We start from the raw sequence: 17,267 nt of genomic DNA on the forward strand, positions 1-17,267 counted from the left end.
CCCTGACAAGGGTCCAGTCCCTGTAGGACGGCCGGGAACCCCAGAGGGTTTCGCGCCGTTGGAGCATACGTAGACGGGGCTTGTCAGCCGGACCGAGCAGCTTCCGGTGGCAATGCTGGGGTACCGTCCGAATAACAGTCTTATCAAACTCACTATGGCAGGAGGGACGGGGCGGCACCGCTCCGTATGGATGGACGTGAAGCGATACTTCCGTGGGCCGGTCATGTGGATCGTGCTGGCCGTCCTTGCCGTGGTCGTGTTGATGCAGGTCGTCGGCTCGTCCGGCGGCTACAAGACGGTGGACACCGGCCAGGTCGTCCAGGCGATCAGTGACAACAAGGTCAAACAAGCCAAGATCACAACCGGCGACGAGCAGGTCATCAAGGCCGAGCTCAAGGACGGCGAAAAGATCGAGGGCAGCTCGAAGATCCAGGCGAGCTACATCGGCGACCAGGGTGTGAACCTGGCCACGACCCTCCAGGACAAGTTCCAGAACAAGCAGATCCCGGACGGCTACACGGTCTCGCCGACCAAGCAGAACGCTTTCGTCGGCATCCTGCTGTCCCTGCTTCCCTTCGTCCTCATCGTCGTCGTCTTCCTGTTCCTGATGAATCAGATGCAGGGTGGCGGCTCCCGGGTCATGCAGTTCGGGAAGTCCAAGGCGAAGCTCATCACCAAGGACACCCCGAAGACGACGTTCGCCGACGTGGCGGGCTCGGACGAGGCGGTCGAGGAACTCCACGAGATCAAGGAGTTCCTCCAGGAGCCGGCGAAGTTCCAGGCCGTCGGCGCCAAGATCCCCAAGGGCGTCCTCCTGTACGGGCCTCCCGGTACGGGCAAGACGCTGCTCGCGCGTGCCGTCGCGGGCGAGGCGGGCGTCCCCTTCTACTCGATCTCCGGTTCCGACTTCGTCGAGATGTTCGTCGGCGTCGGTGCCTCGCGTGTGCGTGACCTGTTCGAGCAGGCCAAGGCGAACGCCCCGGCGATCGTCTTCGTGGACGAGATCGACGCGGTCGGCCGCCATCGCGGCGCCGGCCTCGGCGGCGGCCACGACGAGCGCGAGCAGACGCTGAACCAGCTGCTCGTCGAGATGGACGGCTTCGACGTCAAGGGCGGCGTGATCCTCATCGCCGCGACGAACCGCCCGGACATCCTCGACCCGGCCCTGCTGCGTCCCGGCCGTTTCGACCGCCAGATCGCGGTCGACCGCCCGGACATGCTGGGCCGTCTGGAGATCCTCAAGGTCCACCAGAAGGGCAAGCCGGTCGCGCCGGACGTCGACCTGTCGGCCGTCGCGCGTCGTACGCCGGGCTTCACGGGTGCGGACCTGTCGAACGTGCTGAACGAAGCCGCGCTGCTCACCGCGCGCAGCAACCAGAAGCTGATCGACAACCACATGCTCGACGAGGCGATCGACCGTGTGGTCGCGGGCCCGCAGAAGCGGACCCGGATCATGTCGGACAAGGAGAAGAAGATCACCGCGTACCACGAGGGCGGACACGCCCTGGTCGCGGCGGCCTCACCGAACTCCGACCCGGTGCACAAGATCACGATCCTCTCCCGAGGCCGTGCTCTGGGCTACACGATGGTCCTGCCGGACGAGGACAAGTACTCCACGACCCGCAACGAGATGCTCGACCAGCTGGCGTACATGCTGGGCGGGCGCGCGGCCGAGGAGCTCGTCTTCCACGACCCGACCACGGGCGCCGCGAACGACATCGAGAAGGCCACGGCAACGGCCCGCGCGATGGTCACGCAGTACGGCATGACCGAGCGCCTCGGCGCCATCAAGTTCGGCGGCGACAACACCGAGCCCTTCCTGGGCCGGGAGATGTCGCACCCGCGCGACTACTCGGAAGAGGTCGCCGCGCTCGTCGACGAAGAGGTCAAGAAGCTCATCGAGAACGCGCACAACGAGGCCTGGGAGATCCTGGTCGAGAACCGCGACGTGCTCGACGCGCTGGTGCTCCAGCTGCTGGAGAAGGAGACGCTGAGCAAGGAGCAGATCGCCGAGATCTTCACTCCCCTCGTCAAGCGTCCGGCCCGTCCCGCGTGGACCGGCTCCTCCCGCCGCACCCCGTCCACCCGCCCGCCGGTGCTCTCCCCCAGGGAGCTGTCACTGACGAACGGGACGAACGGCTCGGCTCCCGCCATCACCACCTCGAAGGCCAACACGTCCGCCGAGACCCACCCGGTGACCGAGACGGCCCCCGAGGACCGCACCGAAAGCTAGACAGCCCCCGGGCCCCAGGTGTTCTCACCAGGCCCGGAATGCATGCCGCGCCCCCCAGGTTCTAGCCTGGGGGGCGCGGCATCTTCGTATGCCCGTACATGAGACGTGTTCTCCGTATGCGTCGAAGGCTCAGGAACGAGGCACGAGATGACCGACCCCGTGGCGCTGGACGGCGAGGGCACGATCGGCGTATTCGACGAGAAGCGGGCCGAAAGCGCCGTGCGAGAACTGCTGATCGCGGTCGGCGAGGATCCGGACCGCGAGGGGCTGCGAGAGACGCCGGGGCGAGTGGCCCGGGCTTATCGAGAGCTTCTGGCGGGGCTGTGGCAGGAGCCCGAGGACGTTCTCACGACAACGTTCGACATGGGCCACGACGAGATGGTCCTGGTGAAGGACATCGAAATCGTAAGTCTGTGCGAACATCACTTGCTGCCGTTCCATGGTGTGGCGCACGTCGGGTACATCCCGGCGACTACAGGCAAGATCACCGGCCTGTCGAAGCTTGCCCGGCTGGTCGAGGTGTTCGCCCGGCGTCCGCAGGTGCAGGAGCGGCTCACCACGCAAATCGCGGACTCTCTGGTCCGGATCCTCGAAGCACGCGGTGCGATCGTCGTCATCGAGGCCGAGCACATGTGCATGTCTGTGCGAGGCATTCGCAAGCCGGGAGCCAAGACCACGACATCGGCGGTGCGTGGACAGCTCCGGGACGCTACGACCCGAGCAGAGGCGATGAGCCTGATATTGGCGCGCTGACCCGATCGTTGTCAGTGGTGCCCGATACGGTCCCAGATCGGTGGAGTTGGCCCTGGTCAGGGAGGATCGCGATGGGGTACGGATTGCCGAGCAGGCAGACGGTCAACGCGGTCGGCGGGCGTGCGCGCGCGTGACGTCCGAGTGGGGTCCTGTCTGTGGGCGCTGGACGCGGAACGCACGGTGTGCACGACGGTCACGGAGGTGACGACCGTGCAGGTGCGCGAAGTCGTGGAGGTGGTCACCGACCAGGTGACATTCACCGTCGCGGCGGACCAGATGCTGGGCACGCCCGACGGCTGGGTTCATGCAAGGGACGCCGTGGACACCGTTCTTGCCTGGACCACCGCGAGGAAGCTCTGCCGCACACGGCTGGCAGTGCAGCCCGGTTACGACCTCGGTTATCTGATCGGGGCTACGTGCTCGGACGGGACGGTCGGCAATAACTATGTGTCGTTAGTGGTCAACGACAGATCATTCGCCGAGCGGTATGCCCGATGCCTGACCGTCGTGACGGGCTTGGATGCCCGTATCGAGTCCGTCACTCGTCCTTCGGGGTATCTGCGGCGTGACGTGCCGGGGTTCCGCGTTCGAGTCGTTTCCTCCTTCCTGGCGGACTTGATGCGCCAGTACGTTGGCGGGGACGCACACCATATGCGCCAGGGTTTCCCGCGCGTCGTGCTGTCGGACAGGCAGAGTTTCGAGGGATTTCTGGACGGCTACACCGACGGCGACGGGTTCCGCAGCAAGAGGTGGGCCGGACGAGTCCTGGTCAGTTCGAACGTGCCGTTCCTGAGCGAGTTGTCGGAGGTTGTCGGAGCGAGCTTCACTCCTCGTACCAATGGCTTGGCGTCTCACCTCGTCGTGATGGACAGCTGGCCGTCACGAGGCTGGTTCAAGCCCGAGCGGCATCCCGTTCAGCTCAGGGAGTCCTCATGGGCCCAGGTCCGAGAAGTGCGCCACCGGACTGCCGGCAGCAAGCCGTACACGCTCTACGCGTTCCGGCTCGACCCGCACCCCACCTTCCTGGTCAACGGGCACTTGACCAGGCAGCCCTGGTGAACGCTAGGCCGCCGAGGCCGTCGTGCCGTTTGTGTCGTCGTCTTCCGGGAGTTTGCAGACTCGCTCCAGGAAGAAGGCGGCCGCTATGACGGCCAGGCCTGCCAGGACCGAGAAGCCGGCGTAGATGGCCTGGTCGCGGCGGGCGGGGATGTCCAGCGACTCCAGCAGGAACGCGCCCGTGCCGCCGTACATCCCGGCCACCAGGGCCGCGACCAGCGCGCTGGCCTGGCCGAAGACGACCGCGCGGGCGGCCATCAGGGGGTCGACCCCCTTGGCGCCGGCCACGCGCTCGCGCTGGGCCTTCAGCCGGGCCCGCAGGGAGATCGCCGTGGCCAGCAGGACCACGGCGATCAGCGCCAGGACGATGGGGGCCGCCAGCGGGACCCGGGGCAGCGTGCCCACCGAGTTCCACAGGCGGGCACCTGCCCAGGACAGCACCCCGGCCACGAGGAACACCGCGGCCAGCGTCCTGATGCGCAGCTCTTTCACTCAGTCCCTCTCACGATGGTGTGTCCTGACGCGTTGTGACCTTAACGACTACTCGGGCAGCTGAAGTTCCAGGTCGGCCCGGGGCGCGACTCCGTCACGGGTGACCGCGGCGAGCAGCTGTGCCACGGCGCCCCGGCCGGGCAGTTCGGCCTCGGGCTCCACGTCGTGCCAGGGGGCCAGCACGAAGGCCCGTTCGTGGGCGCGCGGGTGGGGGAGGGTCAGCGTCGGGTCGTCGGAGACCACGTCCGCGTACGCCACGATGTCGACGTCGATCGTGCGGGGGCCCCACCGCTCGTCCCGTACCCGGTGGAAGGCCTCCTCCACCGCGTGGGCCCGCTCCAGCAGCGAGGTCGGGGGGAGGGTCGTCCTCAGGACGACCACCGCGTTGAAGTACGACGGCTGGCTGTCCGCTCGCACGCCCCACGGCTCGGTCTCGTACACCGGGGAGACCGCCCTGACGCGGACGCCGGGGGTGTCCTCCAAGGCGTCGACGGCGCCCTGCAGGGTCTCCAGGCGGTTGCCGAGGTTCGAGCCGAGGGAGATCACGGCCCGCTTCGGGTTGTGCAGGGTCGAGTCGGCGGCGTCCACCTGCTCGACCACGGAGGCGGGCACCGGCTGTACGGTCGGGTCGCTCCGGCCCTCGGCGAACGCTGTCATGCACGGCTCCGGACGATGGTGACGGTGACGTCGTCGAAGGGGACCGTGATCGGGGCGTCCGGTTTGTGGACGCACACCTCGACCTCCTGGACCCCTTCGTGCCGCAGACAGGTCGTGGCGATCCGCTCGGCGAGGGTCTCGATGAGGTTCACCGCGTCGCCCTGGACGACGGCCACGACCTCCTCCGCCACGATGCCGTAGTGCACGGTCTTCGTGAGGTCGTCGTCGGCCGCGGCGGGCCGGATGTCCAGGCCCAGGACCAGGTCCACGATGAAGGTCTGGCCCTCTTCGCGTTCCTTGGGGAAGACGCCGTGGTGACCACGGGCCCTGAGGCCGCGCAGCGCGACACGATCCACGCGAATCACTCCTGCAATCGTCGTCGGTGAGGGCCGGTGCCACCGGGTGCGGACGGTGCGCCGGCCTGGAACGAATCTACCCGCGGGCACTGACACGGCCGCTCGGCCGGACCGGGGGCCGGCGCCGCGATCACCAACGTACTACGACGGTGATCGCCCGCCCGGCCCGCGGCGGGGTCTCGGCGGGCCTCAGGGCATCGGGTCGTCCGGCTCGTCCTCGTCGGTCTCGGCGAGGACGGGGGAGGCGTGGTGCGACCAGAGCTTCCAGCCGTCCGAGGTGCGCCGGAACACGTTGGTGGCGACGACGAGCTGCCCCACGAGCGGCCCGAGTTCGTCGCTGTCCTCGGGCGGGGGGCCGCCGCTGAGGATGTTCTCCGTGCAGGTCACCAGCGCGGTGTCACCGGTGACCGAGACATGCACATCGGTCAGGAAGAACTGGATGTACTCGGTGTTCGCCATGATCAGCGCGTACGACCGCAGGACCTCCCCGCGACCGTTGAGGACCGGCCAGCCGGGATGCACGCAGGAGATCTCACCGGCCTGCGCGGGGTCGTGGTACTCCTCGTCCTGGCCCAGGTCGGACGGCGTCAGCCAGAGCGAGGACAGTTCCTCGAAGTCGCCCTGTTCCAGCGTCTCGTAGAAGGCCGTGTTGGCGAGCTCGACCTGCTCGACGTCCGTGTGCGGGGCGCTCACCGGGCTCCCTCACCACTCGTGGCTGCCTCGCCACTCGCGGCTCCCGCGGTGGCCCGGCCTTCTTCCGCGGTGCGGGCGCCCTCCACGGCCCGGGCGACCCTGACGGCGTCGGCGGTGGCCCGTACCTCGTGGACGCGGACCGCCCACGCGCCCTGGTGGGCGGCGAGCGCGGAGACCGCGGCGGTGGCCGCGTCCCGCTCCCGGGCGGGCGGCGGGGCGCCTTCCGGGCCCGCCAGTACGCGGCCTAGGAACCGCTTGCGGGACGCCGCCACCAGCAGGGGGTGGCCGATCTCCCGGAGACGGTCGAGGTGGGCGAGGAGGACGAGGTCGTGCTCGGCCTCCTTGGAGAAGCCGAGGCCCGGGTCGACGACGACGCGGTCCGGGGCGATGCCGCCCGCCAGAACGGCCTCCACGCGTGCGTGGAGCTCGTCGACCACTTCGGAGACGACGTCCTCGTACGACCCCCGGACGGTGCTGCCCTGGAGGAAGCCGCGCCAGTGCATCACCACGAAGGGGGCGCCCGCGGCGGCGACGGCCGGGATCATCGCCGGGTCGGCGAGGCCGCCGCTCACGTCGTTGACGAGGAGGGCGCCCGCCGCGAGCGAGCGCTCGGCCACGCAGGCGCGCATGGTGTCCACGGAGACCGTGACGCCCTCGGAGGCGAGGCCGCGGACGACCGGTATGACGCGTTTGAGCTCCTCCGCCTCGTCGACGCGGGCGGCGCCGGGGCGGGTGGACTCGCCGCCGACGTCGACCAGGTCCGCACCCTCCGCGACCAGGTCGAGGCCGTGCTTCACGGCGGCGGTCGTGTCGAAGAAACGGCCGCCGTCCGAGAAGGAGTCGGGGGTCACGTTCACGACGCCCATGACCGCGCAGCGGTCCCACGCCGGGAGCCCTGACACTTGCCCTCGCCCGCTCATCTTGCTCATACCGTCCAGCCTAGGCCCAAGGGGGCAGGGCGCCCCTCGCGCCCGCAGGCCCGCCCGTACCGGCCGCCGCGCGGCAGGGGGTGTGCGTCGCGAGACGGCCGGGGCCCGGTCGGAGCGGGGACGCTCAGGCCGCCCGTACGTCGCGTTCCGCCGGGGCGTGGGCGCACGGACGGGGGGCCTTGGGGCGGCGGCGCAGGACGCGCGGCAGGGCGAGGCTCACGAAACCCTCGGCCTGCAGGGCGGCCAGACCGATACGGGGGAGGTCGCGGGAGGTGCGGTAGACGACGAAGCGGGGCTCCCAGCAGGGGCGGAACTTCGCGTTGAACTTGTAGAGCGACTCGATCTGGAACCAGCGGGACAGGAACACCAGCAGACCCCGCCAGATCCGCAGGACCGGGCCCGCGCCGATCTTCTCGCCGCGGGCCAGGGCCGCGCGGAACATCGCGAAGTTGAGCGAGAACCGGGTGATGCCCAGGCGCGGCGCGGCCTGGAGGGCGGCCACGATGAGCAGTTCGTTCATGCCGGGGTCCGCCGAGCGGTCCCGGCGCATGAGGTCGAGGGAGACCCCGTCCGCGCCCCAGGGGACGAAGTGGAGGACGGCCTTCAGGTCGCCGGACGGGCCGGGATCGCCGTCCGCCTTGTGGGCCGTCGCGATGAGGCAGTCGCCGTCCGCCGGGTCGCCGATGCGGCCGAGCGCCATGGAGAAGCCGCGCTCGGTGTCCGTGCCGCGCCAGTCCTCGGCGGCTGCGCGGATGCGGTCCAGCTCGCCCTCGTCCAGGTCACGGATGCGCCGTACCCGGGTCTCGTAGCCGGCCCGCTCGATGCGCTTCACCATCTGGCGCACGTTGCGCATCGCGCGCCCGGCCAGGGAGAAATCCGCGACCTCCACCACCGCCTCGTCGCCCAGTTCGAGGGCGTCGAGGCCGGTCTCGCGGGTCCAGACCTCGCCGCCCGTCTCGGAGCAGCCCATGACGGCGGGCGTCCAGGAGTGGGCCGTGGCCTCGTCCATGAACCGTTCGATCGCGCCGGGCCAGGCCTCGACGTCGCCGATCGGGTCGCCGCCGGCGAGCATCACCCCGGAGACGACGCGGTAGGTCACGGCCGCCTTGCCGCTGGGGGAGAAGACGACCGCCTTGTCGCGGCGGAGCGCGAAGTGGCCGAGCGAGTCGCGTCCGCCGTGCTTGTCCAGCAGGGCCCGCAGGCGCGTCTCGTCGTCCTCGGAGAGGCGTGCGGCCGGGTGTTCGGGGCGGAAGGCCAGGTAGATGGTGGTCACGGCGGTCAGCAGGCCGAGCGCGCCGAGTGAGAAGGTCACCGTCGAGGACGTGGGGCCCGTGTAGTCGAGGGGCCCCACCAGGCCGAACAGGCCGTACAAGACGTGTTCGATACGGTCCGCGAGGCTCGGGTCGCCGACCATGTGGTGCGGGTGGACGCTGACGATCACCAGGCCGAGGACGAGCGAACCGGCGCCCATGAGGACGAAGTTGGCGAGCGCCCGCCAGCGGCTGCGCGGATCGGGCAGCGCGGTGAACTCGTCCCGGTGACGCAGCAGCGGGGCCAGCAGCGCCAGCGAGATGATCACGCCGACGAGCGAGTGACGGTACGTGAACTGGGCGAGGGCGCCCGCCGGGAGCAGCCCCACCGCGGCCCGCCACGCCCGGCGCTTGCGCCGGCGCAGCCCATGGGCCAGGAGCAGCAGCAGGAGACCCGTACTGAGCGAGAGGGCGGCGGCGAACGGGCCGAGCTCACCCGGCAGCACCTCCGCGAGCGTGTGCATCCGGCTGTGGCGGAAGCGCGGGAAGACACCCGCGGCGATGTCCATGACGCCGACGAGCGTGCAGGCTCGGGCGATCCAGGCGGGGACGGCCTCGGGACGCGGGCCGTGCAGGATGCGGCGCGGACCGCGGAGTATGCGGCGCGGGCCGGGCGGGAGACGGCGCGCAGCGCGCGGTGCGCCGTCCGGACGGCCGAGTGCGCCCCGCGGCCGGTCCGTTCGTTGCGGAACCTCACCCGACTTTTCCCCATCTATCCTGACAGACATCGCATCCCGTGGTTCTGCGAGAGACCTTGAATCCGGTGCCAATCCGGCATCCGGCGACATTGCGCCCTCTAGGACGGTGTCTTGAGGAGCCGGGTTCACTCCCCTGCGGAAAACCGCTCCAAAGGGAAAGGAAAGACCGGGGCAAGGCACCTTGGAGGCGGCGGTGCGGCCCTCCGTCGGAAAGCGCAGGCAGGAACAGCTCATGGGACTCACGAGCAACAAGGTGCTGGCACTGGTGGTCCTCGTCGCGGTGCTGCTGTTCGTCGGCACGGTGTGGTGCTGGCCGCTGCTCGCGCGCCGCGACCCGCGGGCCGTGGCGGGGCGGATCGTCCTGCTGACGGCCACTCAGGCCGCGGTCCTCGTATCGGTCGGCGTCGGCGCCAACCAGGCCTTCGGCTTCTACGCGAGCTGGGCCGACCTCCTCGGCCGGGAGTCCGGACAGGGCGTCGTGGTAGACCACGACCCCGGGGACGCGGCGGGTCCGCTCCAGGTGGTCGGCACCCGGCAGGTCAACGTGTCCGGCGGGGCGCGGCCACAGATCGGCGGCCAGCTCCAGAAGGTCGAACTGGTGGGCAGGCGGACGCACATCGCCAGTCCCGCGTACGTCTATCTGCCGCCGGAGTACTTCCAGCCGCGGTACCGCACCCGTACGTTCCCGGCCGCTGTCGTGCTCACCGGCTACCCGGGCACCGCGGAGGCGCTCATCAAGGGCCTGCACTTTCCGCAGACCGCCCACGCGCTGGCCAAGGACGGCCGTATGCAGCCGATGATCCTGGTCATGATGCGGCCGACCGTGGCGCCACCGCGCGACACCGAGTGCGTGGACGTCCCCGGCGGGCCGCGGACCGAGACGTTCTTCGCCCAGGACCTGCCCGACGCCGTGTCACATCACTACAGGGTGGGCCCGAGACCCGGCAGCTGGGGTGTCGTCGGCGACTCGACGGGCGGCTACTGCGCGCTGAAGCTCGCGATCCACCACCCGGGGACGTACGCCGCCGGGGCGGGCCTGTCCCCGTACTACCGGCCGCCGTCCGACCCCACGACGGGCGATCTCTTCCACGGGGACCAGGGGTTGCGCGACCGCGCCGACCTGGTCTGGTACCTCGAGCACCGGCCCGCGCCCGACACCTCGCTGCTGGTCAGCAGCAGCCGGCAGGGCGAGAGCAACTACCGGGAGACGCTGCGGTTCATCGACCTGGTCGAGGCGAGGAAGCCGACCCGGATCTCGTCGATCATCCTCGACAGCGGCGGCCACAACTTCAACACCTGGCGACGCGAGATCCCGGCGACCCTGCAGTGGCTCAGCGGGCGGCTGAGCGATCGGTGAGCGGCGGTCGGTCAGGGCTTCCGGCGGCGGTCGTACGCGAATACGCGGCGCGGTCCGCCGAATTCACCGGCCCTGGGATTTCCGCCGATCTCGGGAAGTGCGGTGGCAAGGCCTTCGATCTCGGCCCGGTAACGAATGCGAGGAGCTTGATCGAGAAGTGGCGCGGCGGCCACGGGGGAGTCCGCGCCGAATAGGCGGACGGCGGACGGGCGCCGCGGGACCCTTGCGGCTGCTGGTGGCGGGCCCAACTCGTGTTCGGCGAGGGGCCGGTGCGGGGATTGTCCGTCGAAGGGGCGGTGAGAAGGTTTCGGTGTGGCTGCGTTTTTGCCTCGCGGGGCACCATCATTCGCCTACGCGCGGTAAGTTTCTGGCCATGCCACGAGGACGTCACCGCCATTCCCCACCTTTGCACCGGCTGTTGCCCCCCTCGGCGATCGCAGGCGTATCCGTCGTCTGCGCCGTGGGGCCATGGCTGTTCTCCGAACCGATGGTGCTCCGAGGGCTGGCCGCGGGCGCCGCGCTGACGGCCGTCGTGGGCGCGGTCGTCATGCGCCGCTGGGACGCCTCGGCGGGCAGGCGCGTCGCCGATCTCGCACGCGGGCGCGCGAGCGACGAGTGGCGCCACGAGGAACGGGTCGCCGAACTGGAGAGCGACCTCGACGAGTCGCGCGAACTCCGTACGAAGCTGGAGCAACGGCTGCGCGCCAAGCGTGCCGAGCTGGCCGGGCTGCGCAATGAACACGCCGCGCTGCTGCGGCGGTACGCCACGGCGGAGACCGAGCGGGCCACCGCGCTGGAGGGCCGCCGGCTCCTTGAGATAGAGGCCGCGCCGGACCCGGAGGCCGCTGTCGAGACTCCGGCGGCCGAGGAGACGGCTCCCGAGGGATCCGCCGGCACGCTTGCCGAGGAGGCGGTGCCCGAGGCGACGACGGCGACGGTCCAGGCGGCCCTGGCGGCGTCCTCCGCGGCGTCGGTGCTCTACGTGAAGGCCAACTCGGCGCTGGACCGGCTCCTGGGGGCCCGCAACGGCGTCGCGGCCGAGGAGACGGCTGACGCGTCCACCGCGGGCGACGACGGGGCCGCGGTCAAGGCCGGGGGCGCGGACGCCACCGGGAACGCCGTCGGGGACGACACCGCGGCAGAGGCCGCCGTCGAGGCCGTCCCGGAGGCGGCGGGCCCGGTGCGGGGCGACGCGCCTACGGACGGCTCCATAGCCGCCGAAGCTGAAGCTGAAGCCGGAGCCGGAGCCGGAGCCGGAGCCGGAGCCGGGGCTGGAGCGAAAGCGGCAGCCGGAGCGGCAGCCGGGACTGACCTCGCTTCCGACGTCGACGCTGACGCCGCCTCCGACGCCGAATCCGCATCGGACTCCGACTCCGACCCCGCCGCCGAATCCGGTTCGGCGCGGGCCGACGCGGCGGCGGACGGCGCGACCCCCGACGACCCGGCTCCGGAAGACCCCGGTACCGGTGGTCCCGCGCCGACCACGCCCCCCAAGGGCGGCCCGGCCAAGCGGACTTCCGCTTCCGTGAAGGGCGGTACCCGCAAGGGTTCGCCGTCGCCCGGCGGCCCCGGCAAGGGTGCCCCCAGGCCGGGCGGTTCCCCGAAGGCCGCCGCCGCTTCCACGGCGGGCGGCGCCATGACGGGCGCGCCGGTGACGGGCGACACCTGGCAGGAGGGTGAGTCGCTGGGGAAGCCCGAGGCGGTCGGCGGGCATGAGCGCACGGCCGCCGCGACCGCCCCGAGTCCCACGCAGGCCGCCGGGACCGACACCCGGAACAAGTCCGAGACCGAGACCGAGACCGAGACCGTACGGACCCACGCGCAGCCCGTCGGGACCGCGCAGCCCGCCCAGGGTGCCCGGCCCCGCGTACGGTCCGGGCCCGTCGGCGTGACGTCCCTGCAGTCCACCGCGACCCGCGCGGCGTCCCGGCCCGCGCCGGACACCGCGCAGGCGCCGGAGCCGTCACCGGGCAGCGCCCTCGCGGGTCCCGCCCCGGCGGGTGCGACCGCGCCGACGCCCGCCGCGCGGCCCGCGCGCCCCGCCGGACACTTCACCGTGCCCACGGCGGTGGCGGTCGCACCGGCCACGCCCGTGCGGCGCCCCGCCGTCGAGGGCGGCTTCGACTTCTTCGGTACGCAGAAGGGCGCGGAAGCGCTGGAGGCCGTGCAGAACGAGGACCTGGCCGATGTGGTCGGGCAGGAGGCGCTCGCGCTCCACAAGGCCGAGTCCGAGTCCGGCTTCAAGCCCGTGAGCGAGGCGTCGCGCGGTGTCGGCCAGGTCATCGACCTGACCGCGCACGACGAGACGGAACAGATCGACCTGACGGAACTGCGGAGCGCGGTCTCCTAGAGGGGGCCGCGCAGGTCGGGGCGGGCCATCCAGCGGTCCGGCCCGGCCTCGCGCCGGCCGGTCAGCGCACGGTCCGCCTGCGCGTACAGCAGCTCCGCCGCCTCCGTGGCGTCCCGCAGCCGGGCCGTCACGGTCTTGTTGGCCCCGGTGTCCACCCGGACGTCGGCGAGCCCCTGAAGGCGCTGCCAGGGCCCCTGCTCCAGGCGCACGCTCTGCACCTTCGCGTGCGGTACGAGCGAGATGCTGCGGCGAAGCAGCCCGTGCCGGGCCACGAAGACGGCCTCGGTGACGGCGATCCCGTAGCCCCGCCACCAGAACGGCAGGCACCGGCCCGCCCGGCGCGGGGGGCGCGCGAGGTCGCCCGGCACGATCACGCCGGGCAGCACGCGCGCGATGACCGACTCGGCGACCTCGCGCGGGGCGACCGGTACGAGTACGGAGTTGGACGAGCCCGCCACGTCCAGCTCGATCCGGACCCAGCCGCGCCGCCGCCACAGGAGCGGCTCGACGATGTGGATGGTCTGGACGCGCCCAGGGGGCACGGTCTCGTGCGTGCGGTCGAGCAGTCCGTGGTCGATGCGCAGTCCGTCCGGCGACTCGCCCACGGTCCAGTCGTACTCGGCGACGAACCGGCCCACGCTGCTCGCGCCCGCCGCGCCGAGCAGTGGCAGCGCCGTCGCCAGCACCGACCACACGCTGTGGGTGGCGAACCACAGCAGGGGCGGTACGACGAGGGCGGCGGCCAGCGTCCCCCAGGTGGCCCCGGTCAGGACGAGCGAGACGGCGAGGACCTTGGCCGGCACGTGCAGCAGTCGGCGCACCGGTGCCTCGCCCACCTCGTGGACGGTCTCGGGGGCGAAACCGGCGGCACGGGCGAGCAGTTCGGCTCGCAGGATCCGGGCCTCCTCCTGGCCCAGGTAGGCCAGCTCGTCCTTCTTGTCGGTCCCGACGACGTCGAGTTTGAGTTTGGCGACACCGGCCACGCGGGCCAGCAGCGGCTGGGTGACGTCGACGGCCTGGATCCGTTCGAGCCGGATGTGCGCGGTGCGCCGGAACACCAGGCCCGTACGGATGCGCAGTTCGGTGTCGGTCACCGAGAAGTGCGTGAACCACCAGCTCAGGAAGCCGTAGAGGGCGCCTCCCAGGACGGCGGCGGCGAGGGCGGCCAGCAGGACGGTCGTGGTGAGCCGCATCAGCTGCCGCTGTGCCTGGTCGGGGTCGTGCACGGCCCAGCCGGCGATCACGGCGACCGGCGCCCAGGCGCGGCGCAGCGGCGTCACGGGATGCAGCCGCCGCTCACGCGGCACGGATCCCGCAGCGGGACGGGCCGCACTCCCGCTACCGCTACCGCTTCCGCTCCGGCTGCCGGTCGAGGCCCCGGCCTCGGGCTTGGTCCCGGCTTCGGGCCCGGTCTTCTGTATGTCCTGTACGTCCTGTACATCCTTGGGGGCGTCCGGTGAGGTCGTCACAGCCCCGCCGATCGGGCCTCGCCCAGCTCGGTGAGCCGGTCGCGCAGTCGTTCCGCCTCCGCCGGTACGAGCCCCGGGATACGGGCGTCCGTCGCCGCGGCGGCCGTGTGCAGCTGCACGCTCGCCAGGCCGAAGTGCCGCTCCACGGGACCGGAGGTCACCTCGACCAACTGCATGCGCCCGTACGGCACGACGGTCTCCTCGCGCCACAGGACGCCCCGGCTGATCAGCAGGTCGTCCGCGCGCTCGGCATAGCGCCAGGAACGCCAGTTGCGCCCCACCATCGGCCAGCCCCACAGCAGCGCGGCCAGGGGCAGCAGGGCGAACGCCGCCCAGACCGGCCCGGCGAACAGACCGAGCAGCAGGCCCGTGGCGAGGGCCAGCAGCCCCAGCCACACCACCAGCATCAGCCGTCGCATCCTCAGCAGCCCCGGCGGCAGCGCGATCCACACCGGCTCGTCCGCCGGTACCCCCGCTGCCCGCCCGGCCGGCCGGCCCGTCGTCTGCCCCGCGTTCTCCGAGGTCCCCGTCTCCATGCAGCAAGCGTACGTACGACACACTGTCCGCATGACTCCTACGACGGAGACCATGGTCGGGATCGGCGGCGCCGCGGAGAGCACCGACATGGTGCTCAACATCGGGCCCCAGCATCCGTCCACCCACGGCGTACTCCGGCTGAAGCTCGTCCTGGACGGGGAGCGGATCCAGCACGCGGAGCCGGTGATCGGCTACATGCACCGCGGCGCGGAGAAGCTCTTCGAGGCACGCGACTACCGGCAGATCATCATGCTGGCCAACCGCCACGACTGGCTCTCCGCGTTCTCGAACGAGCTGGGCGTGGTCCTCGGTGTGGAGCGGATGCTCGGCATGGAGGTGCCCCCGCGCGCGGTGTGGACCCGCACGCTCCTGGCGGAGCTGAACCGGGTCCTGAACCACCTGATGTTCCTCGGGTCGTACCCCCTGGAGCTGGGCGGCATCACCCCGATCTTCTACGCGTTCACCGAGCGCGAGGAGCTGCAGCACGTCATGGAGGAGGTCTCCGGCGGGCGCATGCACTACATGTTCAACCGGGTGGGGGGCCTCAAGGAGGACCTGCCGGCCGGCTGGGCCACACGCGCGCGGGAGGCCGTCTCCGGGGTGCGCTCCCGCATGGACCGGTTCGACGGCCTGGTGCTCGGCAACGAGATCTTCCGGGGGCGTACGCGCGGCGTCGGAGTGCTCTCCCCCGAGGCGGTGCACGCCTACGGAGTGAGCGGGCCGATCGCGCGCGCCTCCGGCGTCGACTTCGACCTGCGCCGGGACGAGCCGTACCTCGCGTACGGCGAACTCCAGGACACCCTGAAGGTCGTCACGCGCCAGGAGGGCGACTGCCTGGCCCGTTTCGAGTGCCTCCTGGAGCAGACCCACAACGCGCTCGACCTCGCGGACGCCTGTCTGGACCGGCTCGCGGAGCTGCCGCCCGGCCCCATCAACCAGCGGCTCCCCAAGGTCCTGAAGGCCCCCGAGGGCCATACGTACGCCTGGACCGAGAACCCCCTGGGCATCAACGGCTACTACCTCGTCAGCAAGGGCGAGAAGACTCCGTACCGGCTGAAGCTGCGGTCGGCCTCGTACAACAACATCCAGGCACTCACCGAGCTGCTGCCGGGCACGCTGGTCGCGGACATGGTGGCGATCCTGGGGTCGCTGTTCTTCGTGGTGGGGGACATCGACAAGTAGGGCCCGTCAGGGGAGCGGGGCTCTACGTAGAGGGTCGTTTCGTTTCCGGGGAGCGTTTCCGGAGCTGGTCCGGCCGGTGGTCCTGGAACGGGTTCGGGATGCCGATCGGCTGGGTCAGCCAGGCGAAGTCGCCCAGGCCGCCGCGGGCGGTCAGTTCGGCGGCCTCGCCCGCGCCCGCGAGGGCCCGTACGTAGGCCGCGGGGTCCGTGGAGGCCAGGGACAGGGGCGGCCGTCCGCCGCTCACGCCCAGCGCGCGCAGCGCCTCGCGCTGGCTCAGCAGCCGGCCGCCGGGCAGTGCGCAGGCGTCCAGCGCCACATGCGCGGTGATGTCGCACGAGCCGTCCGGCACGGGTGCCGTCTCCCGGCCCTCCCTGAAGCCCGTCAGCGTCCCGAAGGGCGGTCGTGCTCCCGCGCTGTGCCCGTAGTCGACGGCGACCGCCAGACCGCGGCCCAGGGCCGCCACGGCGGACGCCCAGGCGTTGTCCCTGGGGAGACCGATCTCGGCCCGCAGACCTTCGACGGGGAGAGCGTCGTCGGTCGTGGCCCCGAGCGGCCACCACTTCTCCAGCCAGCGCGCGTCCGCGCCATCCACCGGTTCCCCGAGGGACTCCGCCCCGGCCGCGTCCACGAGGACGAGGCGGGGCACTCCGCGCGCGTCCACCTCGACCGCGTCCACCGGTACGTTGTCGAGCCACTCGTTGGCGAACAGCAGACCCGTGACGCCCGCCGGAGGTTCCGCGAGCCACGCGATCCGGTGGTCGAGTCCGGCGGGGCGGGCGGCGCGTTCCACCGCGTACCCGCGCGCGCGGGTGGCCACGTCGGCGGGGAGCGCCTTCAGGACGGCGGTCACCAGCTCGCCGCGGCCCGCGCCCAGGTCGACGAAGGCGAGTTCGGCGGGGTGGGCGAGGGCGTCGTCGACGAGCCGCAGCAGCCGGGCCACGGCCCCCGCGAACAGCGGTGACGCGTGCACCGAGGTGCGGAAATGGCCCGCCGGGCCCTCCGGCCTGCGATAGAAGCCGCGCGGCCCGTACAGCGCCTCCTCGGTCGCCGCGCGCCATCCGCGCGTCCCGCCCGCCGCCTCACGCTCCACTGCGCCCCCTCCTGTTTTCCCCACTGCGACCGCGCCAGGCTAAGCGCCAAGTTCGGTGCGGCCTCCACCTTGGGGAGTACAAGCACCGGTTACGGATCGACCCTC

The 17,267-nt window shown here is 71.5% G+C and carries 15 protein-coding genes; 6 read left to right on the plus strand and 9 right to left on the minus strand.

Annotated elements, in window-relative coordinates:
* Positions 1–190: 190 nt before the first annotated feature.
* The 3 genes from ftsH (at position 191) to K3769_RS24475 (ending at position 4,045) form a co-directional block, all read left to right on the plus strand.
* Positions 191–2,233 (plus strand): ATP-dependent zinc metalloprotease FtsH, encoded by a 2,043-nt coding sequence (gene ftsH, locus K3769_RS24465; protein ID WP_267031523.1) that lies wholly within the window; start codon positions 191–193, stop codon positions 2,231–2,233.
* 147 nt (positions 2,234–2,380) lie between these two features.
* Positions 2,381–2,986: a GTP cyclohydrolase I FolE gene (gene folE, locus K3769_RS24470; protein WP_267028486.1), complete on the plus strand. Its 606-nt coding sequence runs from the start codon at positions 2,381–2,383 to the stop codon at positions 2,984–2,986.
* Positions 2,987–3,187: 201 nt separating this feature from the next.
* Positions 3,188–4,045, plus strand: a complete 858-nt coding sequence (locus K3769_RS24475) for a hypothetical protein (RefSeq protein WP_267028487.1) — start codon at positions 3,188–3,190, stop codon at positions 4,043–4,045.
* A gap of 3 nt (positions 4,046–4,048) precedes the next feature.
* Here the strand turns inward: K3769_RS24475 and K3769_RS24480 are convergent, their stop codons facing one another.
* From K3769_RS24480 to K3769_RS24505, 6 genes are all read right to left on the minus strand, one after another.
* Entirely contained in the window at positions 4,049–4,534 is a 486-nt protein-coding gene (locus K3769_RS24480) for a DUF3180 domain-containing protein (protein ID WP_267028488.1), read from the minus strand.
* A 48-nt stretch (positions 4,535–4,582) separates the two neighbouring features.
* The gene (gene folK / locus K3769_RS24485) at positions 4,583–5,191 is read right to left on the minus strand and encodes a 2-amino-4-hydroxy-6-hydroxymethyldihydropteridine diphosphokinase (protein WP_267028489.1); all 609 of its coding nucleotides are present in this window, start codon (positions 5,189–5,191) and stop codon (positions 4,583–4,585) included.
* Entirely contained in the window at positions 5,188–5,547 is a 360-nt protein-coding gene (folB, locus tag K3769_RS24490; protein WP_267028490.1) for a dihydroneopterin aldolase, read from the minus strand. The genes folK and folB overlap by 4 nt, the downstream gene beginning before the upstream one ends.
* Positions 5,548–5,736: 189 nt before the next feature.
* Positions 5,737–6,240 carry a nuclear transport factor 2 family protein gene (locus K3769_RS24495; protein ID WP_267028491.1) on the minus strand — a complete coding sequence of 168 codons (504 nt, stop codon included), beginning with the start codon at positions 6,238–6,240 and terminating at the stop codon, positions 5,737–5,739.
* Positions 6,237–7,169 carry a dihydropteroate synthase gene (folP, locus tag K3769_RS24500; RefSeq protein WP_267028492.1) on the minus strand — a complete coding sequence of 311 codons (933 nt, stop codon included), beginning with the start codon at positions 7,167–7,169 and terminating at the stop codon, positions 6,237–6,239. The genes K3769_RS24495 and folP overlap by 4 nt, the downstream gene beginning before the upstream one ends.
* Before the next feature lie 124 nt (positions 7,170–7,293).
* On the minus strand, positions 7,294–9,207 hold the full coding sequence (locus tag K3769_RS24505; protein ID WP_308216397.1) for a phosphatidylglycerol lysyltransferase domain-containing protein: 1,914 nt from the start codon (positions 9,205–9,207) through the stop codon (positions 7,294–7,296).
* 202 nt (positions 9,208–9,409) lie between these two features.
* Here K3769_RS24505 and K3769_RS24510 point away from each other — a divergent pair, with 202 nt between their 5' ends.
* Together K3769_RS24510 and K3769_RS24515 are read left to right on the plus strand one after the other, a co-directional pair.
* A complete protein-coding gene (locus tag K3769_RS24510; RefSeq protein WP_267028494.1) occupies positions 9,410–10,534 on the plus strand; it encodes an alpha/beta hydrolase in 1,125 nt (374 codons plus the stop codon).
* A gap of 487 nt (positions 10,535–11,021) precedes the next feature.
* The gene (locus tag K3769_RS24515) at positions 11,022–12,884 is read left to right on the plus strand and encodes a hypothetical protein (protein WP_267028495.1); all 1,863 of its coding nucleotides are present in this window, start codon (positions 11,022–11,024) and stop codon (positions 12,882–12,884) included.
* Here the strand turns inward: K3769_RS24515 and K3769_RS24520 are convergent.
* Complete coding sequence (locus K3769_RS24520) at positions 12,881–14,191, minus strand: PH domain-containing protein (RefSeq protein WP_267031524.1); 1,311 nt, start codon at positions 14,189–14,191, stop codon at positions 12,881–12,883. The two genes, K3769_RS24515 and K3769_RS24520, sit on opposite strands and share 4 nt — an antisense overlap.
* Positions 14,192–14,349: 158 nt before the next feature.
* Positions 14,350–14,889: a PH domain-containing protein gene (locus K3769_RS24525; RefSeq protein WP_267028496.1), complete on the minus strand. Its 540-nt coding sequence runs from the start codon at positions 14,887–14,889 to the stop codon at positions 14,350–14,352.
* A gap of 31 nt (positions 14,890–14,920) precedes the next feature.
* Here K3769_RS24525 and K3769_RS24530 point away from each other — a divergent pair, with 31 nt between their 5' ends.
* Positions 14,921–16,072 (plus strand): NADH-quinone oxidoreductase subunit D, encoded by a 1,152-nt coding sequence (locus tag K3769_RS24530; RefSeq protein WP_210881812.1) that lies wholly within the window; start codon positions 14,921–14,923, stop codon positions 16,070–16,072.
* A 22-nt stretch (positions 16,073–16,094) separates the two neighbouring features.
* Here the strand turns inward: K3769_RS24530 and K3769_RS24535 are convergent, their stop codons facing one another.
* Positions 16,095–17,162, minus strand: coding sequence for an SAM-dependent methyltransferase (locus tag K3769_RS24535; RefSeq protein ID WP_267028497.1), 1,068 nt, complete (start codon positions 17,160–17,162; stop codon positions 16,095–16,097).
* Between the last annotated feature and the right edge of the window lie 105 nt (positions 17,163–17,267).

The sequence above is a fragment of the Streptomyces ortus genome, from assembly GCF_026341275.1.
GTDB lineage: Bacteria > Actinomycetota > Actinomycetes > Streptomycetales > Streptomycetaceae > Streptomyces > Streptomyces ortus.